Source organism: Tenacibaculum sp. SSH1-16 (assembly GCF_040104435.1).
Classification (GTDB): domain Bacteria; phylum Bacteroidota; class Bacteroidia; order Flavobacteriales; family Flavobacteriaceae; genus Polaribacter; species Polaribacter mesophilus.
Map to the genome: position 1 here is coordinate 477,229 of NZ_JBECOV010000001.1, position 22,920 is coordinate 500,148.

General features: G+C 31.1%; 21 protein-coding genes. 13 read left to right on the forward strand and 8 right to left on the reverse strand.

Features of this window, described 5'->3' with window-relative positions:
• Positions 1 to 42: 42 nt before the first annotated feature.
• From ABMY20_RS02295 to ABMY20_RS02305, 3 genes are all read left to right on the forward strand, one after another.
• Entirely contained in the window at positions 43 to 657 is a 615-nt protein-coding gene (locus tag ABMY20_RS02295) for a deoxynucleoside kinase (RefSeq protein ID WP_047788603.1), read from the forward strand.
• A 411-nt stretch (positions 658 to 1,068) separates the two neighbouring features.
• Positions 1,069 to 1,296, forward strand: coding sequence for a hypothetical protein (locus ABMY20_RS02300; RefSeq protein ID WP_047788604.1), 228 nt, complete (start codon positions 1,069 to 1,071; stop codon positions 1,294 to 1,296).
• Positions 1,297 to 1,372: 76 nt separating this feature from the next.
• A complete protein-coding gene (locus ABMY20_RS02305; protein ID WP_349264538.1) occupies positions 1,373 to 2,617 on the forward strand; it encodes a radical SAM protein in 1,245 nt (414 codons plus the stop codon).
• Here the strand turns inward: ABMY20_RS02305 and ABMY20_RS02310 are convergent.
• Complete coding sequence (locus ABMY20_RS02310; protein ID WP_349264539.1) at positions 2,614 to 3,348, reverse strand: RNA methyltransferase; 735 nt, start codon at positions 3,346 to 3,348, stop codon at positions 2,614 to 2,616. The two genes, ABMY20_RS02305 and ABMY20_RS02310, sit on opposite strands and share 4 nt — an antisense overlap.
• A gap of 71 nt (positions 3,349 to 3,419) precedes the next feature.
• Here ABMY20_RS02310 and ABMY20_RS02315 point away from each other — a divergent pair, with 71 nt between their 5' ends.
• The 6 genes from ABMY20_RS02315 to folK all read left to right on the forward strand — a co-directional run bounded on the left by ABMY20_RS02315 (position 3,420) and on the right by folK (position 12,159).
• Positions 3,420 to 5,873 carry a BamA/TamA family outer membrane protein gene (locus ABMY20_RS02315; protein WP_349264540.1) on the forward strand — a complete coding sequence of 818 codons (2,454 nt, stop codon included), beginning with the start codon at positions 3,420 to 3,422 and terminating at the stop codon, positions 5,871 to 5,873.
• 95 nt (positions 5,874 to 5,968) lie between these two features.
• Positions 5,969 to 7,027 carry a class II fructose-bisphosphate aldolase gene (fbaA, locus tag ABMY20_RS02320; protein WP_047788609.1) on the forward strand — a complete coding sequence of 353 codons (1,059 nt, stop codon included), beginning with the start codon at positions 5,969 to 5,971 and terminating at the stop codon, positions 7,025 to 7,027.
• A gap of 51 nt (positions 7,028 to 7,078) precedes the next feature.
• On the forward strand, positions 7,079 to 7,936 hold the full coding sequence (gene accD / locus ABMY20_RS02325; protein WP_047788610.1) for an acetyl-CoA carboxylase, carboxyltransferase subunit beta: 858 nt from the start codon (positions 7,079 to 7,081) through the stop codon (positions 7,934 to 7,936).
• Positions 7,937 to 8,065: 129 nt separating this feature from the next.
• On the forward strand, positions 8,066 to 8,335 hold the full coding sequence (gene rpsO / locus ABMY20_RS02330; protein ID WP_047788611.1) for a 30S ribosomal protein S15: 270 nt from the start codon (positions 8,066 to 8,068) through the stop codon (positions 8,333 to 8,335).
• A 187-nt stretch (positions 8,336 to 8,522) separates the two neighbouring features.
• A complete protein-coding gene (locus ABMY20_RS02335; protein WP_349264541.1) occupies positions 8,523 to 10,751 on the forward strand; it encodes a polyribonucleotide nucleotidyltransferase in 2,229 nt (742 codons plus the stop codon).
• A 277-nt stretch (positions 10,752 to 11,028) separates the two neighbouring features.
• Entirely contained in the window at positions 11,029 to 12,159 is a 1,131-nt protein-coding gene (gene folK / locus ABMY20_RS02340; RefSeq protein ID WP_349264542.1) for a 2-amino-4-hydroxy-6-hydroxymethyldihydropteridine diphosphokinase, read from the forward strand.
• Between the two features lie 28 nt (positions 12,160 to 12,187).
• On the opposite strand, the gene gldC is transcribed toward folK, so the two are convergent.
• Together gldC and gldB are read right to left on the reverse strand one after the other, a co-directional pair.
• Complete coding sequence (gene gldC, locus ABMY20_RS02345) at positions 12,188 to 12,526, reverse strand: gliding motility protein GldC (RefSeq protein WP_047788614.1); 339 nt, start codon at positions 12,524 to 12,526, stop codon at positions 12,188 to 12,190.
• Complete coding sequence (gene gldB / locus ABMY20_RS02350) at positions 12,526 to 13,488, reverse strand: gliding motility lipoprotein GldB (RefSeq protein ID WP_349264543.1); 963 nt, start codon at positions 13,486 to 13,488, stop codon at positions 12,526 to 12,528. The genes gldC and gldB overlap by 1 nt, the downstream gene beginning before the upstream one ends.
• Before the next feature lie 92 nt (positions 13,489 to 13,580).
• Here gldB and nadE point away from each other — a divergent pair, with 92 nt between their 5' ends.
• Positions 13,581 to 14,369 (forward strand): NAD(+) synthase, encoded by a 789-nt coding sequence (nadE, locus tag ABMY20_RS02355; RefSeq protein ID WP_047788616.1) that lies wholly within the window; start codon positions 13,581 to 13,583, stop codon positions 14,367 to 14,369.
• A gap of 47 nt (positions 14,370 to 14,416) precedes the next feature.
• Here the strand turns inward: nadE and dnaG are convergent, their stop codons facing one another.
• Complete coding sequence (dnaG, locus tag ABMY20_RS02360; protein WP_349264544.1) at positions 14,417 to 16,426, reverse strand: DNA primase; 2,010 nt, start codon at positions 16,424 to 16,426, stop codon at positions 14,417 to 14,419.
• A gap of 136 nt (positions 16,427 to 16,562) precedes the next feature.
• Here dnaG and ABMY20_RS02365 point away from each other — a divergent pair, with 136 nt between their 5' ends.
• The gene (locus tag ABMY20_RS02365; protein WP_349264545.1) at positions 16,563 to 17,483 is read left to right on the forward strand and encodes a hypothetical protein; all 921 of its coding nucleotides are present in this window, start codon (positions 16,563 to 16,565) and stop codon (positions 17,481 to 17,483) included.
• A gap of 73 nt (positions 17,484 to 17,556) precedes the next feature.
• Here ABMY20_RS02365 and clpX read toward each other — a convergent pair whose 3' ends face one another.
• The 4 genes from clpX to ABMY20_RS02385 form a co-directional block, all read right to left on the reverse strand.
• The gene (clpX, locus tag ABMY20_RS02370; RefSeq protein WP_047788619.1) at positions 17,557 to 18,795 is read right to left on the reverse strand and encodes an ATP-dependent Clp protease ATP-binding subunit ClpX; all 1,239 of its coding nucleotides are present in this window, start codon (positions 18,793 to 18,795) and stop codon (positions 17,557 to 17,559) included.
• Between the two features lie 44 nt (positions 18,796 to 18,839).
• Positions 18,840 to 19,499 carry an ATP-dependent Clp endopeptidase proteolytic subunit ClpP gene (gene clpP / locus ABMY20_RS02375; RefSeq protein ID WP_047788620.1) on the reverse strand — a complete coding sequence of 220 codons (660 nt, stop codon included), beginning with the start codon at positions 19,497 to 19,499 and terminating at the stop codon, positions 18,840 to 18,842.
• A 129-nt stretch (positions 19,500 to 19,628) separates the two neighbouring features.
• Positions 19,629 to 20,951, reverse strand: a complete 1,323-nt coding sequence (gene tig / locus ABMY20_RS02380) for a trigger factor (protein WP_047788621.1) — start codon at positions 20,949 to 20,951, stop codon at positions 19,629 to 19,631.
• 131 nt (positions 20,952 to 21,082) lie between these two features.
• The gene (locus tag ABMY20_RS02385) at positions 21,083 to 21,430 is read right to left on the reverse strand and encodes a phage holin family protein (RefSeq protein ID WP_047788622.1); all 348 of its coding nucleotides are present in this window, start codon (positions 21,428 to 21,430) and stop codon (positions 21,083 to 21,085) included.
• A gap of 196 nt (positions 21,431 to 21,626) precedes the next feature.
• Here ABMY20_RS02385 and ABMY20_RS02390 point away from each other — a divergent pair, with 196 nt between their 5' ends.
• Positions 21,627 to 22,193, forward strand: coding sequence for a Crp/Fnr family transcriptional regulator (locus tag ABMY20_RS02390; protein ID WP_159493295.1), 567 nt, complete (start codon positions 21,627 to 21,629; stop codon positions 22,191 to 22,193).
• Positions 22,194 to 22,255: 62 nt separating this feature from the next.
• Entirely contained in the window at positions 22,256 to 22,834 is a 579-nt protein-coding gene (locus ABMY20_RS02395) for an NAD(P)H-dependent oxidoreductase (protein WP_349264546.1), read from the forward strand.
• Positions 22,835 to 22,920 lie beyond the last annotated feature (86 nt).

Below are 22,920 nucleotides of genomic sequence, written 5' to 3' on the forward strand. Positions count from 1 at the left end.
GGCTGTGCCAGCAATATTAAAAACATTTTTACACAAACAATTATGCACGTAGCAATTGCCGGAAACATAGGCGCGGGAAAAACCACTTTAACTAAATTATTAGCAAAACACTACGATTGGGAAGCTCATTTTGAATCGGTTGATGAAAATCCATACTTAGATGATTTTTATGGAGAAATGGAGCGTTGGTCTTTTAATTTGCAAGTATACTTTTTAAATAGCCGTTTTCGTCAAGTTTTAGAACTTCGTAAATCTGGTAAAAAAATAATTCAAGATAGAACTATTTATGAAGATGCTCATATTTTTGCTCCAAACCTACATGCAATGGGGCTTATGACCAATAGAGATTATAGTAACTATTCTTCATTATTTGAATTAATGGAAAACTTAGTAACCCCTCCTGATTTATTAATTTATTTACGTGCAGATATTTCTACACTCGTAGGTCAAATTCATAAACGTGGTAGAGAATATGAAAACTCTATCAGTATTGATTATTTAAGTAGGTTAAATGAACGCTATGAAGCTTGGATTAGTCAATACAATAAAGGTAAATTATTAATTATAGATGTTGATAATTTAGATTTTGTTGATAACCAAGAAGACTTAGGTTTTATTATCGATAGAATAGATGCTCAAATAAATGGATTATTTTAAGTTTTAAAGAATTTAAGCCTACAATAACAACCTCTTTGTTTTTTAGTAAAAACAAAGAGGTTTTCTTTTATCAATCTATATCTTTATAGCGTATTCGCTATCCTAAAAAATAAAAATCTAGCTTCAAACAGAAATCTTACTCTCAAATCTCTTCTCTTCAGAAACAAGTTAATTACCCCTCTAAAAGGGTGTTATAATTTTTAAATTATGCATCCATTTTTTATAAATAGTCACCTAATCACCTTACTTTTTCATCTCAAATCATTAATATTTGTTGCAATTCATTTAAGAAACTTGTTTAAAAACAAGCCTATTAACTTCTATTAGTTTAATGATTTACAGGTAGCTGAAAATGTAATCTTTTAAACTTAAAAAGAAATAGAGTAAGCAATTAACTTAAAATTAATAATTATGAAGAAAACATTTTTTTTACCAAAGGGATTAGAAAAGTTCACAAACTTACAAGCTGACAATCTAGACCTTATTAAAGGAGGAGCTATTTATGTGGAAGAAGAAATTTATTACCCTACTAGTGGAGGAGGAAGAGTATGTCCTGACGGATTAGTTTGGAGTAACAAGCTACAAAAATGTGTGAAATTAATAGAAGTTGAAGCTGAAAAAGAGCACTTCAGATTATAACACAGAATTTTAAAATCTTCTCAAGGAAATTGTACACTGTATAGTTTCCTTGTTTTAACCAACACCTTTTCTAATTATGAATTTTAATTCTTTAGCTATAAAAATTGCTAGTAGATGTAATCTTAATTGTTCATACTGTTTTATGTATAATCTTGGAGACACTACCTATAAAAACCAACCTAAATTCATGTCTTCAGAAGTTGTTGATAATATTATTGAAAAGACTAAAAATTATATAAAAAAGTATAATAAAAAAGATTTTTCCTTTATTTTCCATGGAGGCGAACCTCTACTCGCTTCTAAAGATTTTTATATTAATTTTATAAATAAAGTGCACAAAATACAACAAGAATTAACCGATGTATCTTTTTCTTTTGACTTGCAAACAAACGGTGTTCTTTTAGATAAAAGTTGGATACAGTTATTCAAAAGCTTGAACATTTACCCTAGTGTAAGCGTTGACGGAACTAAAAAGGCACACGATATGTATAGAGTAGACCATAAAGGAAATGGCAGCTACGACACAGTTTTTGAAAGTGTCAAGTTATTAAAAAATGAAATGAATTTTGCTGACATAGCTTGTGTTATTAATATTGAAGAAAGCCCAAAAGAAATTTACGATAGTTTTAAAAAAATGAATGTTAGTTATGTAAACTTTTTAATTCCTGATTACACACATGACAATTTTCCCTTCGATAAAGACAAAACCTTAATGGCCGATTGGTTAATTAATTTATTTGATATTTGGATTAAAGATACAAAGCGATTTAAAATCCCATTATTTTTAGGCTTGTTAAACTCTCTAATGAGAGTTAATGAAAAAGCAAAAAACGAATCAACCGTTTTGGTTATCGAAACAAATGGAGAAATCGAGGCTATTGATTCTCTTAAAGCTTGCGGTCACGGTTTTACTAAAACAGGTCTTAATATTAAAAAGAACAATTTTCAAGACATACAACATACCTCTTTAGGTAAATTATATTTTAATGATTTTAACACAAAGCTTTGTACACAATGCTTAGAATGTCCATTAAATGAAATTTGTAAAGGAGGTAGATTGGTTCATCGTTATAGCAAAAAAAATGGTTTCAATAACCCTTCTGTTTACTGTAATGATTTAATTAAGCTTATTGCTCACATACAAAAGTTCTTTATATCATGTTATCCAGAGCTACATAAAAAAGAGAACATCCAACCAATAAAACCTATAGAAATTACAAATTATCTTTCAACTTTTGCTCAAAGCACTTACACTCCTTACAAAAAAGAATTGGAAGCTTTCTCTAAGAAAAATAAAGCATTAGCTAATCAATCATATTAAATCAAGTTTCTTTTAAACTCACTTAATAATATAGCTGTAGCAGTGGCAACATTTAAACTCTCCGTTTTTTGTAAATCGCCAAACCTTGGGATGGTTACAGTGTTTTTTACAATATCAGCAACTTCAAGAGAAATTCCATTTGCCTCATTTCCCATTACTAAAACTGCTTTTTGAGGTAATGGAGTAGTATAAACATTATCACCATGCATATCTGCTGTATAAACAGGCAATGGAGTACTCTTTAAAAACTTAGGCAAATCAACATATGAAACCTGAACTCTAGTTAACGATCCCATGGTAGACTGTACCACTTTTTGATTATAACAATCAACCGTATTTTTAGAACATACCAACTCAGAAATCCCAAACCAATCACACAAACGAATAATTGTTCCTAGATTTCCTGGGTCATTAATACCATCTAAAGCAACTATAAAATTGCCCTTATTAACCTCTTTTTTGTTTGGAATTTTAAAAATTCCTAAAACTTTGTTTGGTGTTTTTAAAGTACTAATCTTTTTTAACTCGTTTTCAGAAATCAAAATAACCTCTACATTTTTTGAAGAAATAAATGACTCTTCTGTAGTATATAATTGTTCTACTACCAAAGAAGACGCTAGTAATTCATTAACCACCTTTACACCTTCTCCTACAAATAATTGATGCTTTTGTCTATACTTTTTTTGCTGTAAACTAGTTATTAACTTTATGTTGTTTTTAGATAAATTCATTAAATTATTTTTAACACTCTAAAACCACTAAAAAATAGTATTTTTGATTCTTAATACGAGGCGTAAAGTTAATGAAAAAACTTTCTTTCTTCTTTTTATTAGTAGGCTTATTCAGCTCATGTAGCACAATTAAATATGTTAAAAAAAATGAGTTATTACTAGCTAAAAACACAGTATATATTGATAGTGTAAAAAACTCTAGTGATAATATTGCTGAATTATTATTACAACGCCCTAACGCTAAGGCTTTGGGTATACCATTATCATTACATTTTTATAATTTAGGAAATCCCGAAGCTCCAAAAACACCTAGTGAATGGGCTAAAAAAAATCCAAAAACCTATAATTTTTACAAAGATGTATTTTCAGAAAAGCAAAGTATAGCTGTAGCTAAAACACTTATTGGTTTTAATAATTGGTTTTTAACTAGTGGGGAACCCCCAATTATTATTGACGATAAAAAAACAGATAAAACTGTAGATAACTTAAAAGCTTACTTTCAAACTGAAGGATATTTTAGAGCTAAAGTTTTCTCTAAAAAAGATACTATTGGTAAGAAAAAAGGAGAAATTAGCTACCATATTACCAAAGGGAATCCTTCTTATTTAGATAGTATTAAAACTTTTATTACATCTCCAGTTCTTGATTCTTTATATCAACTTACAAAAAAGAAAAGCTATCTAAAACCTGGAGATCATTATAAGAATGACAACTTTATAAAGGAAGCGAATCGACTTGTAAAACTTTTTAGGAATAAAGGAATATATCAATTTAATGAAAATTATATCTCCTTTGAAAATGACACTTTAAAAAATTATGAAAAAACCGATGTAGATATCAATATTTCTGATAAAACTATTCCTTTTCAAATTCAGAAATTAAGAAAAGTAAACGTTTATACCGACTATAATTATAGCACTAGAAACTCTAAGCATAAAGACAGTGTAAGTTATAATGGAATTAATTTTTACGCACTTCGAAAACTAAAATACAATCCTAAGTACTTATCTCAATCTTTATTCATAAAACCAAATACCGTTTATAGTGACTCACTAAGAAATTTAACACGTACACATTTAAGAGGGTTAAAAAACTTCAAAGCAACCTCTATTCGATATAATGAATTAAGCGAAAACGAACTGGAAGCCAATGTATATTTAACCCCTATAGAAAAATACACTTTAGGTTTTGAAACAGAATTATCACGTTCCAACATTCGTAACTTTGATGTTTCTTTAAAGTTTTCATTAACTAATAGAAATACATTTAAAGGTGCTGAGCTTTTTAAACTCTCTACTTTTGGTTCTTATTTTAACTCCAATAATGGACCCGGTTGGGAAATTGGTTCGGATATTTCACTAGAAGTTCCTCGATTTATGGCTCCTTTCGGATTGCATAAATTGGTTCCAAAAAGAATGTTTCCTAGAACTAAGTTTTACTCAGGAATAGGAATTCAAAAAAACATAGGATTGGATAAACAAAATATATCTATTGGTATAGATTACAAATGGGACTATAACAAAAGAAAATCCATTCAATTAGAACTATTAAATACTCAATATATTAGAAATCTAAATGTTGATAATTATTTTTCTATATATAATTCTGAATATCGAAAATTATCTGAAGTCGCTGAAATTTATGATCCTTCATATACGTTTCCAGACAATACCCCTAGTAACTCAGGTGAAATAATTAATTTCATTTCAGGCGTTCTTACCGATGCTAATTTTGCAGCATCAAACCCAATTGAGTTTCAAAACGTCTTAAACCTTGCTAACAGATATAATATTGTAACATCCGACTTTTTAATTCCAGAAATTGCCTATAGTTATACCTATAATAATCAAGAAAGTATTAAAGATGCTAGCTTTTCTTTTTTTAAGTTTAGAGTTGCTAACTCAGGAAATATTATGGGACTTTTATCAAATAAGACCAATAGTTCTGGACAAAAAACTGTTTTTAAAATTCCTATTGCTCAATATTTTAAAACAGATATTGAGTATAAAAAATATTGGGATTTAGGTGATAACAATGTTTTAGCGCACAGAACTTTTCTTGGAGCTATTTTTACTTATGATAATTCTGGCGTTCCTTTTTCTCGTAGTTATTTTGCAGGAGGTTCTAACGACATACGTGCATGGAGAACCTACGATTTGGGTCCTGGTACTAGAGCACCTCTTCTTGAATACAACATTGGTAGCTTAAAATTTTTAACTAGCTTTGAATACCGTTTTAACGTTTTTGGTTCTTTAAAGTCTGCTTTATTTATTGATGCAGGAAACATTTGGGATATAACCAACACAGAATTTGTTGATGATCCAGCTAAATTTAATGGTTTTAAATCGTTAAAAGATATGGCTGTTGGTGCTGGTTTCGGGCTTCGTTACGACTTTAAATTTTTAATTGCAAGATTGGATTTAGGATTCAAAGCACATGAACCATATTTAATTAATAATAAGTGGTTCCAAAACTTCAATTTCTCTAACTCTGTGCTAAATATAGGTATTAATTACCCCTTTTAACAAAGTACTTTCTAATAAAAATTTATCGCAACTTGTATAAAAAAGTGTAGATTTGTTCCTTAAACTAAGTAACACACTACTAAACAAAATAAAAAATGATTAAACCTGGAGTTGCCACCGGAAAAGAAGTTCAAGCAATTTTTAAATTAGCAAAACAAAAAGGTTTTGCTTTACCTGCTGTTAATGTTGTAGGATCAAACACAATTAATACGGTTTTAGAAACAGCTAAAGAACTTAACTCGCCTGTAATAATCCAGTTCTCTAATGGAGGTGCTCAATTCAATGCAGGTAAAGGCTTATCAAACGATAATGAAAAAGCTGCTATTGCTGGTGCAGTAGCTGGCGCTAAGCATATACACTTATTAGCTGAAGCATATGGTATTCCTGTTATTTTACACACCGACCATGCTGCAAAAAAATTATTACCTTGGATTGATGGTTTATTAGATGCTAGTGAGCAATTTTATAAAGAAACAGGAAAACCTCTATACAGTTCTCACATGATTGACTTAAGTGAAGAACCAATAGAAGAAAATATTGAAATTTGTAAAGAATACCTTGCTCGTATGAGTAAAATGGGAATGACTTTAGAAATCGAATTAGGAATTACTGGAGGTGAAGAAGACGGTGTTGATAATACAGATGTTGATAGCTCTAAATTATACACACAACCAGAAGAAGTAGCCTATGCTTATGAAGAATTAATGAAAGTTAGTCCACAATTTACTATTGCTGCTGCCTTCGGAAATGTTCACGGAGTATATAAACCAGGAAACGTAAAATTAACTCCAAAAATTTTAAAGAACTCACAAGAACATATTTCAGAAAAATATAACGTTCCTCATAACACAATCGACTTTGTTTTCCACGGAGGATCTGGTTCTACTTTAGAAGAAATTCGTGAAGCAATTAGTTACGGAGTTATAAAAATGAATATCGATACTGATTTGCAATATGCATTTACCGAAGGTGTTCGTGATTATATGAAAGAAAAATCTGCATATTTGCAATCTCAAATCGGTAACCCTGAAGGAGATGATATTCCTAACAAAAAACATTATGACCCTCGTAAATGGTTACGTGAAGGAGAACAAACTTTTAAAGCTAGATTAAAGAAAGCTTTTGAAGACCTAAATAATGTAAACACATTATAAAATTCTTTGAAAAAAGAAAAACCAAACAACTAAAGATTAAAAAACTAAATTATGGCTTGGTTTAAACGTACAGACAAAGGGATTCAAACCCCAACAGAAGAAAAAAAAGACACACCAAAAGGCTTGTGGTATAAAACCCCAAGCGGAAAGATAATTGACACAGACGAACTTAAAAAAAATTTATACGTAAGTCCAGAAGATGGATATCATGTACGTATAGGGAGTAAAGAATATTTTGAAATATTTTTTGACGATAATAAGTTCACAGAACTTGATCCAAAATTATCTGCTAAAGACCCATTAAAATTTGAGGATACTAAAAAGTACCCTGAAAAACTAAAAGCTGCTCAGAAGAAAACAGGATTAAAAGATGCTGCTCGTGCTGCTGTTGGTAAATCAATGGGAAAAGATTTAGTAATTGCTTCAATGGATTTTGCTTTTATTGGTGGATCTATGGGAAGTGTTGTTGGTGAAAAAATAGCAAGAGCTATTGATTATTCTATCAAAAACAATATTCCTTTCTTAATGATTTCTAAATCAGGAGGAGCTCGTATGCAAGAGGCTTTACTTTCTTTAATGCAATTAGCTAAAACTTCTGCAAAGCTAGCGCAATTAGCAGAGGCTAAAATTCCATACATATCTTTATGTACCGATCCAACTACTGGAGGAACCACAGCTTCATTTGCCATGTTAGGAGATATAAACATTGCTGAACCAAATGCTTTAATTGGATTTGCGGGACCTCGTGTAGTAAAAGACACTACTGGTAAAGATTTACCAGAAGGCTTCCAACGTTCTGAATTTTTATTAGAACACGGTTTCTTAGATGGTATTTACGAACGAAAAGACTTAAAAAAACAGGTAAACTTGTATTTAGATTTAATACAAAATCAACCTGTAAGAGCATAACAAAAAAGCTAGCGATTGCTAGCTTTTTTGCTTTCTAACTTTTTCGTTACCATTCAAAAAAATAATCGTACATTTGCATCTTCAATGTAAATGCATTGAGTACATAATAATCATTTAAATAATATTGGCATGTATTTAACAAAAGAAGTTAAAGAACAAATCTTCGCAAAACACGGTAAAGGAGCAAATGATACTGGTACTGCAGAAGGTCAAATCGCGTTATTTACGCACAGAATTAACCACTTAACTGAGCACTTAAAGAAAAATCGTAAAGATTTTAACACAGAACGCTCGTTAGTACGTATGGTAGGTAAGCGTAGAAGCTTATTAGATTATCTAAAGAAAAAAGAGATTAATAGATATCGTGCGATTATTAAAGAATTAGGAATTAGAAAATAATTCTACAAGAAAAGAGGCTCTATAAACGTGCCTCTTTTTTATTTTTACATAAAGTTTATTTCTGACTAACAAACAGAAATTTATATATAAAAAGCTCAAAATTACTAACAACAATTTTGATTTTCCATTGGAGCAACAACAACACAACAACAAACAAAAACGAATTAAAATTTAGAAGAATTAATTTATGATTCCAAAAGTATTTAACCAAGTAATAGAACTTGGAGATGGAAGAACCATCACATTAGAAACAGGAAAATTAGCAAAACAAGCAGATGGTTCTGTTGTTGTAAGAATGGGAGATACAATGTTATTAGCAACAGTTGTATCAGCAAGAACTGCAAATCCAGGTATTGACTTTTTACCATTAACGGTAGATTACCGTGAAAAATTTGCAGCTGCAGGTCGTTACCCTGGTGGATTTATGAAGCGTGAAGCACGTCCTTCAAATGAGGAGATTTTAACAATGCGTTTAGTAGACCGTGTATTGCGTCCACTATTCCCAAAAGATTACCACGCAGAAACTCAGGTAATGATTCAATTAATGTCTCATGATGAAGAAGTAATGCCAGATGCCTTAGCTGGTTTAGCTGCCTCTGCTGCAATTCAATTATCAGACATCCCTTTTGAAGCACCAATTTCGGAAGTGCGTGTTGCGCGTATTAATGGTGAATTCATTATCAACCCTAGTGCTACTCAATTAGCTAAAGCGGATATCGACTTAATGGTTGGAGCTTCTAATGACTTTGTTGCAATGGTTGAAGGAGAAATGGATGAAGTTTCTGAAGAAGAAATGGCAGAAGCAATCCGTGTGGCACACGAAGCTATTAAAGTACAATGTGATGCTCAGGTAGCATTGGCAGAAGCTTTTGGTAAAAAAGAAACTCGTGAGTATGAAGGAGAAGCTGAAGACGAAGAGTTAGCACAAAAAATTCATGATGCAGCTTACCAAAAATGTTATGACATTGCTAAAAAAGGAACTTCTAAACAAGAAAGAGGATTAGCTTTTTCTGAAGTTAAAGAAGAGGTTATTGCAATGTTCACCGAAGAAGAATTAGAAGAATACGGTGATTTAGTAGGAAAATATTTTAGTAAAGCACACAAAGCTGCTGTTAGAGATTTAACTTTAAATGAAGGTTTACGTTTAGACGGACGTACCACTACTGATATTAGACCTATTTGGTGTGAGGTAGATTACTTACCAAGAACTCATGGTTCATCAATCTTTACACGTGGAGAAACTCAAGCATTAGCTACAGTAACTTTAGGTACTTCTAGAGATGCAAACATGGTAGATTCTCCAACAATGCAAGGAGAAGAGAAATTCTACTTACACTATAACTTCCCTCCTTTTTCAACTGGAGAAGCACGCCCTTTAAGAGGAACTTCTCGCCGTGAAATTGGTCATGGTAACCTAGCTCAAAGAGCTTTAAAAGGAATGATTCCTGAAGATTGCCCTTATACAGTTCGTATAGTATCTGAAGTATTAGAATCTAATGGTTCTTCTTCAATGGCTACTGTTTGTTCGGGTACAATGGCACTGATGGACGCAGGAGTTCAAATGAAAAAACCAGTTTCTGGTATTGCAATGGGGTTAATTTCTGATGGTGATCGTTATGCAGTTTTATCTGATATTTTAGGAGATGAAGATCACTTAGGAGACATGGACTTTAAAGTAACTGGTACTGCTGATGGTATTACAGCTTGTCAAATGGATATTAAGATTAAAGGATTGTCATATGAAATCTTAGTAAAAGCTTTAAAACAAGCTCGTGATGGTCGTTTACATATCTTAGAAAAATTAACGGATACTATCGCTACTCCAAATGATGATGTTAAATCTCATGCACCTAAAATGGTAAATAGAGTAATTCCTAACGACTTAATTGGAGCATTTATTGGTCCGGGTGGAAAACACATCCAAGAGTTACAAAAAGAAACAGAAACTACGATTGTTATTAACGAAGACCCTGTTACTGAAGAAGGTATCGTTGAGATTTTGGGAACAAACCAAGAAGGAATTGATAAGGTTATTGCTCGCATCGATTCAATGATGTTTAAACCTGAAAAAGGTTCTGTATATGAAGTAAAAGTAGTGAAGTTATTAGATTTTGGTGCTGTTGTAGAATATACTGAAGCTCCAGGAAATGAAGTTTTATTACACGTTAGCGAATTAGCTTGGGAACGCACAAACAACGTAACTGACGTTGTTAATTTAGGAGATATTTTAGATGTAAAATACTTCGGAATTGACCCAAAAACACGTAAAGAAAAAGTATCTCGTAAAGCCTTATTACCTAAACCAGAAGGTTATGTAGCAAGACCTCCTAGAGATAACAACAAAGGAAGAGATAATCGTAATCGCGATAATCGTCGTGACGATAGAAAACCTAGACAGGATAAAAAAGAATCATAAAATTCTTTAGATATAAAAAAGCAACCTTATAAGGTTGCTTTTTGTTTTTATACACCTCTTTAAATAAAGAAAGGCTGCTAAAATTAGCAGCCTTTAACTTTAGAGTTATTTCAGATCATTCCCCAATAATCATATAAAAATCTTACTCTATAAAGAAATCCATTACTACAACAGTTGAAAAATAAAATACCCTACTTTTTTTTTGAAAAATTTATTTAAATAAAAATCTTTTTTTAGCCTTTCTTTTTTTAGTTTTAGTTTTCTTTGCATCCCATTCATGAAAATACAACGAATCACATACATTTCTATAGGAACCAACCAAGGAGATAAGCTAACTAACATTCAGAAAGCAATTAACTTAATTGCAGATAAAGTAGGTGCTGTATTAAAAGTAGCATCTGTATACGAAACTGCTTCATGGGGATTTGACAGTAATAATTTTTACAACACTTGTATTAAAGTTTCAACATATTTACCTCCTGAACAATTAATACTTAGGTTACTCTATATCGAGAAAGAGCTTGGAAGAACTAGAAAAAATGCTGAAGAATATTCTGACAGATTGATTGATTTGGATATTTTATTATTTGATGATGAAATTATATTTTCAAAAACCTTAATTGTTCCACATCCACGAATGTTAGATCGTAAATTTGCTTTAGTTCCTTTGGTTCAAATTGCTCGTAATGTTATTCATCCAATTGAAAAAAAGCATTTATACATTTGTTTAGAAAACTGCGCAGACACTTCTGAAATTATCAAGTTAGATGTAAAATTAGAAAGGCCAATTCCTATTACCGAAAAGTATAATTATATAGCTATTGAAGGTAATATTGGTGCCGGAAAAACATCATTAGCCAATATGATGTCTGATGAATTTAATGCAAAAATTGTCTTAGAACGTTTTGCGGACAATCCGTTTTTACCAAAGTTTTATAACGACAATGAACGCTATGCTTTTCCTTTAGAAATGAGTTTTTTAGCAGATCGTTACCAACAGCTTTCTGATGATTTAGCACAGTTCGATTTATTTAAAAATTTTATTGTTTCAGATTACTACATTTTTAAATCACTTATTTTTGCTCAAATTACTTTACATAGTGATGAGTATAAATTGTACAGAAAAATGTTTGATTTAATGTACAAAGAAATCACAAAGCCTGATTTATATGTGTACTTATATCAAAATACTGAGCGTTTATTAGAAAACATTAAAAAACGCGGGCGCGATTACGAACAAAATATAGAAGCAAGTTATTTACAAAAAATCCATGATGGTTACAGTAATTTCATTAAAACACAACCTGATTTAAACATACTAATTGTTGATGTTTCTGATTTAGATTTTGTAAACAATTCTAATGATTATGAAACAATTATTAATAAGATAAAAAATTACAACGCATAAAAAAAAGCAGCTTTTAAAGCTGCTTTTTTTATTTCTGAATTAACTCAAGCTTTTCAGCAAAGTAGTCGCAAAAATCGCGCATGGTAGCACTCATTTTTTCATCATTTGTAGCTCTTTCAAAAGAGTTTGCCATAGACACTAAGGTTTGATGAAAAAACTGCTTCATTTCATCTACAGGCATATCTTTAGTCCATAAATCCATACGTAACGTATCTTTTTGTTTATGATCCCAAACAGATAGCATAATTGCTTTTGAAGCTTCATCTTTTATACCTCCGTCTTCTGCATTCCAAGTAATTTCTTCTGGAATTCTATTTTCGTCTAACCCTACTTTAAATGTTATTTTTGATGTATGTTCTATCGCCATTATCTTTTTGGTTTATATCTTGAGTTTTTGAAAATCTCCTCTTCACTCGTTTGTAATAATTGATGCAAAGATACATCATTCTTTTGCATGTACGAACGTACGATTTGCCAACCAATCCACTCTCCTATTCTTCCTGGAGATTGACTATCTTCTTCCATATAAAACTTAGAAAAAGGAGCTAAATCTAAAAAGCGTTTATCTACATCTTTACTAGTACTGTACAACAAATCTTTTTCTATAAAATACATCCATATTTGTTCTTCATTACTCTCTGCCCACTCTAGTTTTTTTTGTGAATACCCTATTTTTACAGCATCGGCTACGTTAGGTAAATAAGCATCTAGCAAATACATTTTTTTTCCTCGATAAATCATTTTATCTATGAAACTCCTTGCCATACTAGGTAGCATTTGTTTACCTACTATAGCCTTGGCAACGTCAACTACGATGTGCTTTTTAGTATTATTTTGTTTTACATAAGCTGGATAATCATTATAAAACTCATGTTTTTCACCTAAATAAGCATCTAAAGAAACCAACAACAAACTATCTGTATATACAATTCTGTTATTATAATCAATATTTGTTAGCATGGTAATCACTTTCGGACTAACAAACCTTGGGTTATAATATTTTACATGCTTAAACAATGATATTAATTGCTCCTTTTCTTCTTCGATATCAGAAAAAACCTTTTGAGTTTCAGCAAATAATTCTTGCTCATCTTTATTATTAATCTTATTTATCCAAACACTATCAGGTTGTGGAGGGAAAAGCATCGGGTACTTTTCTTTTGTCTTAGTAAGCTCGTTTGTTTTAGTTGTATAAAAGTCAACATCAAAACGTTCTAAATTGACATTTACACTAATATTAGATACATCAACATCTAACTTATTACTTTCTTCGTTTTTACATGAAAAACTTATAAAAACTAAGACAACTAGTGCTAAAATTTTTCTCATGAACTTTAGTATATTTACATTCTAAATTACAACGTCGAAATTACTAAATTAGTTTTTACCTCTTAACTGTAAACTCTTAAAATATCACAAAAATGAATACTCCTAAGGTTGCTGAACACATTATAAATTGGTTAAAAGATTACGCTACTAATGCAAAAGTGAATGGTTTTGTTGTAGGAATTTCTGGTGGTATTGATAGTGCAGTTACCTCTACTTTGTGTGCTAAAACTGGTTTACCTACGTTGTGTGTTGAGTTACCTATTCATCAAGCTAAAAGTCAGGTAAACAGAGCTAATGAACACATAAAACAATTAAAAGAACGTTTTAGCAATGTGAGTGAAGCAGAGGTAAACTTAACCTCTACTTTTGAAGATTTTAAAACGGTGGTTCCTCCAATAGAGTCTTCTCCTAAAGTTGATTTAGCTTTAGCAAACACTCGTGCTCGTTTACGTATGACAACCTTATACTATTTTGCTGGGTTGCACGGTTTATTAGTTGCAGGAACTGGAAACAAAGTGGAGGATTTTGGTGTTGGGTTTTATACCAAATACGGTGATGGCGGTGTAGATTTAAGTCCTATTGCTGACTTAGTAAAATCAGAAGTATATGAATTGGCCGCATATTTAGATGTTCCTTCTTCTATTCAAAAAGCACAACCTACTGATGGTTTATTTGGTGATAGTAGAACAGACGAAGACCAAATAGGAGCTTCATACGACGAGTTAGAATGGGCAATGGAAATGCAAGATGCTGGTAAAACTGTGGATGACTTTTCTGGTAGAGAGTTAGAAGTATATAAAATTTATACACGTCTCAACCGAATTAATCAGCATAAAATGATTCCAATTCCTATATGTGAAATTCCTAAAGAATTTAAATAATAAAATAATTTTACTTTTCTATTAATTTTATTCTTAGTAAGTGATATTTAGATTACACGGTTTAATTTTTCAAAAAGACGTTTTTTCAACCCTGTATAATTACCTATTTCTTCTAGATTAGGCACTGCTTTTTGCTCTTGGCTTTCTTGTAGGATTTCTTTAATTTTTTCTTCAATTAAGACTCTACGCAAGTTTAAAATAGCATCAGTTACCAACTTTGGAAGAATTTTAACGGTTTCTGTTACAAAAACCTCTTTGCGTTCCCAATCACTTAGATTATATTTTTCTTCATCCATCAAAATATTAGTTACTAAACTAGATATTTGTGGATTTTCGTGCATTACCAAATGATCTACTTTAATTTTTTCATCTTGATTTAATTGATGAATTAACTCATAGTAGGTTAATCGAAATATTTCGTTGGTAAACTCTATTTCATCTTCTTGTAAGTTCAAGTACAACTCATTTGAAACCGTATTTTGATATTCTTCTTTTTCTAAAAATGGACGCCCTCTTTCATCAACTGCATCTACCCAGTTTACAAAATCAACAACTTCATTTCCGTATAACAACAATATTCTAATAACCTCTTTTTCAAGAATATTTAATTGGTTGATATTGTGTTGCAACTTCCCTTTTCCTCCTTTTATTGCTTCCATTGAAGCTTGTCCTTGCTCTTGAAAGTATTCTGAAGGTGGTTGGTTAGGGTCTTGCCCTGCACTACTCTTTCTCGTTGCTGTTGCTCCTTTTTTTAACAACTGGGCTAACTCACTAAATAATACTCTCTCGGAAATGTCCATAATACGTGCACACTCTTGCACATACACTTCCCGTTGAATACCATCAGGAATTTTAGAAATACTTGTAACTATATCTCGAATTAAACCTGCTTTTTTTACAGGATCATTCGCTGCTTCTTTCATTAATAAAGAAACTTTGAACTCTATAAAGTCTTGTGATTTTTCTTCTAAATATTGTTTTAATTCAGCATTCGAATGCGCTTTAGCAAAACTATCAGGGTCTTCACCTTCTGGAAAAGCTACTACCCTAACGTTCATTCCTTGCTCAAGAATTAAATCTATTCCTCGAATTGAGGCTCTAATTCCAGCTGCATCACCATCAAAAAGCACAGTTATATTCTGTGTTAATCGATTTACCAAACGAATTTGATCGGGTGTTAATGCTGTACCAGAAGAGGCTACGACATTTTCAATTCCTGATTGATGAAATGAAATTACATCAGTATATCCTTCTACTAAAAAGCAGTTATCTTCTTTCGCTATTTCTTTTTTAGCTTGGTATAGACCGTAAAGAATTTTACTTTTATGATAGATATCACTCTCAGGAGAATTGAGGTATTTTGCGGCCTTTTTATCGTTAGTAAGTATTCTACCTCCAAAACCTAAAATACGACCAGACATACTGTGAATAGGAAACATCACACGCCCTTTGAATCGGTCGAACTTTCTATCTTCTACTCCTCCTTCTTTTACAATCGTTAAACCTGTAGATTTTAGATATTTTAAATCATACCCTTTGTCCAATGCTGCTTTGGTAAAATTATCCCATTCGTCTTTACAATACCCTAAATCAAACTTTTCAATAGTATCTTCTCTAAATCCTCTCTCTTTGAAATAAGACAGCCCAATTGCTCTTCCGTTTTGTGTATTCATTAATACATCATGAAAGTAGTCTTTGGCAAATTTTGAAACCAGGAACATACTTTCTCGCTCATTCATCTGCTGTTTTTGTTCATCAGACTGCTCGGTTTCTTCAATTTCAATATTGTATTTTTTAGCTAACCACCTTATTGCTTCTGGATAGGTATAATGCTCGTGTTCCATTAAAAATGAAATTGCATTCCCTCCTTTTCCCGTACTAAAATCTTTCCATATTTGTTTTACAGGTGATACCATAAACGAAGGAGTACGTTCGTCTGTAAACGGACTTAACCCTTTAAAGTTACTTCCTGATTTTTTTAACTGAACGAATTCTCCTATCACCTCTTCTACTCGGGCGCTTTCAAAAACTTTATCAATGGTTTGTTGGGTTATCATATACTACAGAAATACAGCAAACAAATATACTACTAGTTTTAAAAGTTATTTTATTGTTACAAAACTCTAGGCAAATTTAATTTGCTAAAAACATATAATTACATAATTTTGGCAAAAATTTCCCCAAATACAAATAATGAAAATAATTACATCAACTTGTTTTGCAACCTTTTTGGCATTTAACATATACTCACAAGAAACAATTCGTATTCCTGATATTGGCTTAGAAGAATGTTTAATTAACTTAAAAATTGATTCTAACGGTTTAAATGGAAGTATTACCATTAGTGACGCTGAATATGTTACGAACTTAAACGTTAATGACCCTGTTACAAACAAAAATTTACCTAATGTATATTCTAAAATTAAAGACTTAACAGGTTTAGAAAGTTTTCCTAATTTAAGACGTTTAGATTGTTTTGGCAATGAAATTACTAAAATTGATTTATCACAAAGCTCTTCTATTAGTTTTTTAAACTGTAGTGAAAATAAAATTGAACGTTTAGATGTTAGCAAAAATCATAATTTAACTTACATAAGTTGTGATTATAACAAATTAACCTCTTTAATACTTGGTGAAAACCCAAACATTCAAAGTTTATATGCAAGTTACAATCAACTTACTACGTTAGACGTTTCAAACTGCCCTAATTTAGAAAGTATGGATGTTACTGGTAATAAAATTAAAACTATAATTGTTAGTGAAAAGCAATTAGCTAACATTCCTCAAGGATGGTATAAAGACGAAAAAACTACATATGCAACCAGTAATGGTACTGTTTCTGATAACAAGGTAGCAAAAAAAGAAGAGATTGTTGTAGAACAAGAAGAAAATAAAGTAGAAACTACTGAAAACAAGCCTAAGGAAATAAAAAAACCTGTACAAAAGTATGCCGAAAGCTTTATAAAATTGGTTGTTTCTGAATATGAAAAAAGCGTATTAAACGAAACATACTTAAAGCAGATAAAAGAAGATCTTATGTACAAATATGATATTAAAGACGAAGAGATTACTAAATGGATACAGCAATATAGTAAGCTTCATAAAACAGAATAACATATTTAGTTTCAAACGTACTAAAAAAGCCATCAAATTTGATGGCTTTTTTTATTTCTTTCAATTAATATTTTTAAGATGCTGCTCTTAATTTTTTTAATGCCGATTTTGTTAGTTTAGATTCAGCATATTCTTTTGTTACCTTAAATTCTTTTTCTTCAGAACTTGGCATATCGAACATCGCATCGGTTAAAATAGCTTCACATAACGAACGTAATCCTCGAGCTCCTAGTTTATACTCTACTGCTTTATCAACAATAAATTGCAATGCATCTTCAGTCATTTCAAACGTTACATCATCCATTGCAAACAGTTTTGTATACTGTTTGATTATTGAGTTCTTAGGCTCTGTTAAAATAGCTCTAAGTGTTTTTTCATCTAACGGATTCATATAACTCAATACTGGTAAACGACCAATGATTTCTGGTATTAAACCAAAAGACTTTAAATCTAGAGGTGTAATGTATTGCAATAAGTTATCGTGGTCAATTTTATCTTCTTCTACCGAAGCACTATAACCAACTGCTTGCATATTTAAACGCTTACTAATAAATCTATCAATTCCAGAAAATGCTCCTCCTGCAATAAATAAAATATCTTTAGTATTTACTTCAATAAACTTTTGTTCTGGATGCTTTCTTCCTCCTTTAGGAGCCACATTTACAACTGCTCCTTCTAATAACTTTAATAAAGCTTGCTGCACACCTTCTCCAGAAACATCTCGTGTAATTGATGGATTGTCTCCTTTACGAGCTATTTTATCTATCTCATCAATAAATACTATACCTCTTTCTGCTTTTTCAACATCGTAATCTGCTGCTTGTAACAAACGACTTAAAATACTTTCTACGTCTTCTCCTACATAACCTGCTTGTGTTAATACAGTTGCATCTACGATAGAAAATGGTACATTTAGCATTTTAGCAATTGTACGAGCCACTAAGGTTTTTCCTGTTCCAGTTTCTCCTACTAAAACAATGTTCGATTTTTCTATCTCTACCTCATCTTCATCATCTCTGGTTTGTAACAATCTTTTATAATGATTGTATACAGCTACAGACATAGCTCTTTTGGTTTGATCTTGCCCTATAATATATTCATCTAAAAAAGCTTTGATTTCTCTTGGCTTTTTCAAGGTTAAATCTTTTGATAAATCGCTTGTTTTAGCTTCAGCTATTTCCTCTTCTACAATTCCATAGGCTTGCTCTATACATTTATCACATATATGTGCATCTAAACCAGCAATTAATAAATCGGTTTCTGGTTTTTTACGCCCGCAAAAGGAACATTGTAAATTTTCTTCTTTCGACATCTTATCAGCTTATTGCCAATAGCTCAGTGCTATTAGCTTGTTTATTATTTTCTAGTTAAAATTTCGTCTACCATACCGTATGCTTTTGCTTCGTCGGCCTTCATCCAATAATCTCTATCAGAATCTTTGTTTACTTTTTCTACTGTTTGACCTGAGTGCTTAGCTATGATTTCGTACAACTCATCTTTTAATTTTAAAATTTCACGAGCTGTGATTTCAATATCAGATGCTTGTCCTTGTGCTCCACCTAGTGGCTGATGAATCATAATACGAGAGTGTGGTAACGCTGAACGCTTTCCTTTTTCTCCTGCACACATTAATACAGCTCCCATTGAAGCAGCCATACCTGTACAAATTGTTGCTACATCTGGTTTAATAAATTGCATAGTATCGTAAATACCCAAACCAGCATATACACCACCTCCTGGTGAATTAATGTAAATTGAAATATCTTTTGATGCATCTACACTTTCTAAAAACAATAATTGTGCTTGAATTACATTGGCTACTTGGTCATTAATTCCAGTACCTAAAAAAATAATTCTATCCATCATTAAACGAGAAAAAACATCCATTTGAGTAATGTTCATTTGGCGTTCTTCCATAATATATGGAGTTAAGCTACTTGTTATTTTTCCTAAGTAATTACTATTTATTCCGTGGTGTTTTGTTGCGTATTTTTCGAACTCTTTTCCGTAATCCATTTTTAAAATGTTTTTGGGTTATAAAGATGTAAATATAAGAACTATTTCTTTAGTATTTTGTTACTGTTAATGGCTAAAAAAACCTGAATGTACATTCAGGTTTTTATTTATAATTTTAGTAATTAACTATTACTTGTATACTTCTTTAATGAAATCTTCGTAAGAAACTTCTTTTGTATCAAAGCTCATGTTTTCTTTATAAAAAGCTAATAATTTTTGGCTTATTAATTGAGATTGTAATTTTTGAGCTTCGTCTTGATTTTGTAAGATTCTTCCTGCGATATCATCTAACTCTTTTTCTTCTGGATTCATGTTTCCAAATTGAGCCATTTGAGCTCTAATAAATCCTTTTGCATAGTCTACTAACTCTGCATAGTCTAATTTGATGTCGTTATCTTTCATAATCTTTCCTTCGATTAATTGGTAACGTAATCCTTTTTCAGACTTGTTATATTCTTCAACAGCTTCTTCAGCAGTTAATTCTTTTTCTCCTGCAGTTTGTAACCACTTTTGTAAGAATTCAACTGGTAAATCAAACTTTGTGTTATCCACTAAGTTCTCGGTAATTGCGTTTAACAATTGTTGATCTGCTTGTTGTTGGAATTGCTTTTCTGCGTCTTCTTTAATTTTATCTTTTAATTCAGTTACAGTTTTTACACTTCCATCAGCAAATAACTTATCAAATAACTCTTGATCTAATTCTGCTGGTTCTATCTCAGTAATTTCTTCAATAGTAAATGTTACAGGAATATCTAAGTCATGAACCTCTTCGTGAGATACTCCTAAAGCCCCTTGTAACTTGTGCTCGTCTTCAAATAAGTTTTTAGTTTTTAATTCTAAAACGTCTCCAACTTTAGCACCTACAAACTTCTTTAAGTTTGTTTTTCCTTTAATATCTTTTACAGAAATTGTAGATTTTTTGTTGATTTCTTTCTCTTCGTTTACAAAAGTACCAGTTACATTAGTTTGTTCAGCAACTTCGTCTTTAGCTGACATTTTACCGTAACGAGATTGGATGTTTTCAACTTCTTTCTCGATTAACTCGTCTGTAGCAACAATGTTATATTGAGTTACTTTGTTTTTTGGTTGTAAGTTTACGTCGAACTCAGGAGCTAATCCTAATTCGAATTCAAAAGAGAATTTATCAGCATCCCAATTGAAATCTTCTTGAACTCTTGGTAATGGGTTACCTAAGATATCTAACTTCTCTTCAACTAAGAATTTGTTTAACGACTCTTGTAAAAGCTTGTTTACCTCATCAATCATTACTGATTTTCCGTACTGCTTCTTTACCATTCCCATTGGTACATGACCTTTTCTAAAACCAGGAATGTTAGCTGTTTTACGGTAATCGTTTAATACTTTTGTTACTTTATCTTGATAATCTTCTGCAACAATATCAACTTTTACAACTGCATTTAATGCATCTACGTTTTCTTTTGTTATATTCATCTTAAAAATCTGTTTCTTAAAAAATCGGGTGCAAAATTACTACTTTATTTATTGATAACCAAGACTTTTAGTTATAAGAATATTATCTTTTTTACTTCCCTTATTTTCTAGTTTTTAATGTTTTAGGTTACTTATTCGTCTCCTTCTTTTAATAGTGAAAACATTAACGATCTGAAAATTGACAGCAACACACTGAACAAGAGTGCTGTAAAAAATCCGCTAACTGCAAATCCTGACACTAATTTATCTGCCAATAATATAATCACTGCATTAATCACAAATAAGAATAACCCTAATGTAACGATGGTTGCTGGTAGTGTAAAAAACACTAACAACGGACGTACAAACAGGTTTAACAACGCAATTACTACTGCTACAATTACTGCAGTTGTATAACTAGCTACTGTTACTCCTGGTAAAATATTTGCCAATACAATTACTGCTAATGCCGTTAACAATACTTTTAAAAATGTTTTCATATTTCTTTTTTATTTAATTGGTTATGAATTATAAATTTACTCTTTTTCACTGAAACTATTAATTCGTAACACTTCATATACTTTACCATAACCATACCAAAACAGAAACCTGCTGTTTTGACAGGTTTAAAGCTTTGTTTTAATTTTTGATGGATTTTTATTTTAACTTCGTCTTATTTTTAATTAAAACAATAAAATGCTCAAAAAACACTTGGCCTCTTATAATATTCTTTACGAAGAAGAAATAGACAACTTTGTAAATTTAGTTAGATATAAAAAACTTAACAAAGGTGATTTTTTTATTCAAGAAGGTAACACTTGCAAAGAAGTAGCTTTTATAACTTCTGGTATTTTTAGGTCGTTTTATCATTCGTCTGACGAAAAAGAAGCTACTTATTGTTTTTTATCAGAAAACTCATTTGTTACTGCATATTCATCTTTTATTTCTCAAACAAAAACTAATGAAAATATTCAAGCGTTAACCAACGCTGAACTATACATCATTACCAAAGAACAATTTGTAGCACTAGAAAACTCAAGTACCAATTGGCTACGCCTTTTTAAAATATTTGCTGAGCAAGAATATATAAATCTTGAAAACAGAATATTTGTTTTGCAAAATGAAAGCGCTGAAAACCGTTACAAAAAACTGTTAGAAACGCACCCAAACTACTTAAAAACCATCCCATTACAGTACCTAGCTTCTTATTTAGGAATTACACAACGACATTTAAGCCGAATTAGAAAATCGGTTTTTTATTAGACAATTGTCCTTTTTAGACTTGTAAAACCACCCGTACTTTGCATTATAATCTTAACTATATTATGAAGCATATTTTATTAATAAACGGACATCCTGATAAAGAAAGTTTTAACCATGCACTGGCAGCTTCTTACAAAAGAGGCGTTTTGGAAACCGATGCTATTATTGAAGAAATTACCATCACTGACTTAAACTTTAATCCCAACCTTAAATTTGGTTACCGAAAAAGAACGGAACTTGAACTTGATTTACAAGAAGCTTTAACTAAAATTAAAAAAGCAGATCATATTGTATGGTTTTTTCCTATTTGGTGGGCTGGTTACCCTGCTATAATGAAAGGTTTTATTGATAGAACTTTTTTACCAGGAATAACTTTTCAACCTATTGAAGGAAAACCTTTTCCTAAAAAACTTTTAAAAGGTAAAACTGCTCGACTTATCATAACTTCTGACACCCCAAGCTGGTATGATTATCTTTTTATGAAAAGACCCGCTATTAGACAGTTTAAAAAGGGAACCTTAGAATTTTGCGGTATAACTCCTGTAAAAACTACTTTCTTTTCAGTAATAAAAGATTCAACTCCTAAACAAAGAAACTTATGGTTACGTAAAGCATATACTTTAGGTAAAAACAAACAATAACTCAACTTTCTTTTTTTGGTTAAAAAAATACTAGTTTATGTTAAAATTTAAATAGCTATATACTAAAATTCTACAATTACTATTTA

Coding starts and splice junctions, on each gene's coding strand:
- ABMY20_RS02365 (WP_349264545.1), top strand. CDS start 16,563: ATGAAAATAATTACATCAACTTGTTTTGCAACCTTTTTGGCATTTAAC.
- ABMY20_RS02295 (WP_047788603.1), top strand. CDS start 43: ATGCACGTAGCAATTGCCGGAAACATAGGCGCGGGAAAAACCACTTTA.
- tig (WP_047788621.1), bottom strand. CDS start 20,951: ATGAATATAACAAAAGAAAACGTAGATGCATTAAATGCAGTTGTAAAA.
- ABMY20_RS02300 (WP_047788604.1), top strand. CDS start 1,069: ATGAAGAAAACATTTTTTTTACCAAAGGGATTAGAAAAGTTCACAAAC.
- ABMY20_RS02310 (WP_349264539.1), bottom strand. CDS start 3,348: ATGAATTTATCTAAAAACAACATAAAGTTAATAACTAGTTTACAGCAA.
- ABMY20_RS02315 (WP_349264540.1), top strand. CDS start 3,420: ATGAAAAAACTTTCTTTCTTCTTTTTATTAGTAGGCTTATTCAGCTCA.
- clpP (WP_047788620.1), bottom strand. CDS start 19,499: ATGGATTACGGAAAAGAGTTCGAAAAATACGCAACAAAACACCACGGA.
- ABMY20_RS02305 (WP_349264538.1), top strand. CDS start 1,373: ATGAATTTTAATTCTTTAGCTATAAAAATTGCTAGTAGATGTAATCTT.
- gldB (WP_349264543.1), bottom strand. CDS start 13,488: ATGAGAAAAATTTTAGCACTAGTTGTCTTAGTTTTTATAAGTTTTTCA.
- ABMY20_RS02390 (WP_159493295.1), top strand. CDS start 21,627: ATGCTCAAAAAACACTTGGCCTCTTATAATATTCTTTACGAAGAAGAA.
- accD (WP_047788610.1), top strand. CDS start 7,079: ATGGCTTGGTTTAAACGTACAGACAAAGGGATTCAAACCCCAACAGAA.
- folK (WP_349264542.1), top strand. CDS start 11,029: ATGAAAATACAACGAATCACATACATTTCTATAGGAACCAACCAAGGA.
- ABMY20_RS02385 (WP_047788622.1), bottom strand. CDS start 21,430: ATGAAAACATTTTTAAAAGTATTGTTAACGGCATTAGCAGTAATTGTA.
- ABMY20_RS02395 (WP_349264546.1), top strand. CDS start 22,256: ATGAAGCATATTTTATTAATAAACGGACATCCTGATAAAGAAAGTTTT.
- gldC (WP_047788614.1), bottom strand. CDS start 12,526: ATGGCGATAGAACATACATCAAAAATAACATTTAAAGTAGGGTTAGAC.
- dnaG (WP_349264544.1), bottom strand. CDS start 16,426: ATGATAACCCAACAAACCATTGATAAAGTTTTTGAAAGCGCCCGAGTA.
- ABMY20_RS02335 (WP_349264541.1), top strand. CDS start 8,523: ATGATTCCAAAAGTATTTAACCAAGTAATAGAACTTGGAGATGGAAGA.
- nadE (WP_047788616.1), top strand. CDS start 13,581: ATGAATACTCCTAAGGTTGCTGAACACATTATAAATTGGTTAAAAGAT.
- fbaA (WP_047788609.1), top strand. CDS start 5,969: ATGATTAAACCTGGAGTTGCCACCGGAAAAGAAGTTCAAGCAATTTTT.
- rpsO (WP_047788611.1), top strand. CDS start 8,066: ATGTATTTAACAAAAGAAGTTAAAGAACAAATCTTCGCAAAACACGGT.
- clpX (WP_047788619.1), bottom strand. CDS start 18,795: ATGTCGAAAGAAGAAAATTTACAATGTTCCTTTTGCGGGCGTAAAAAA.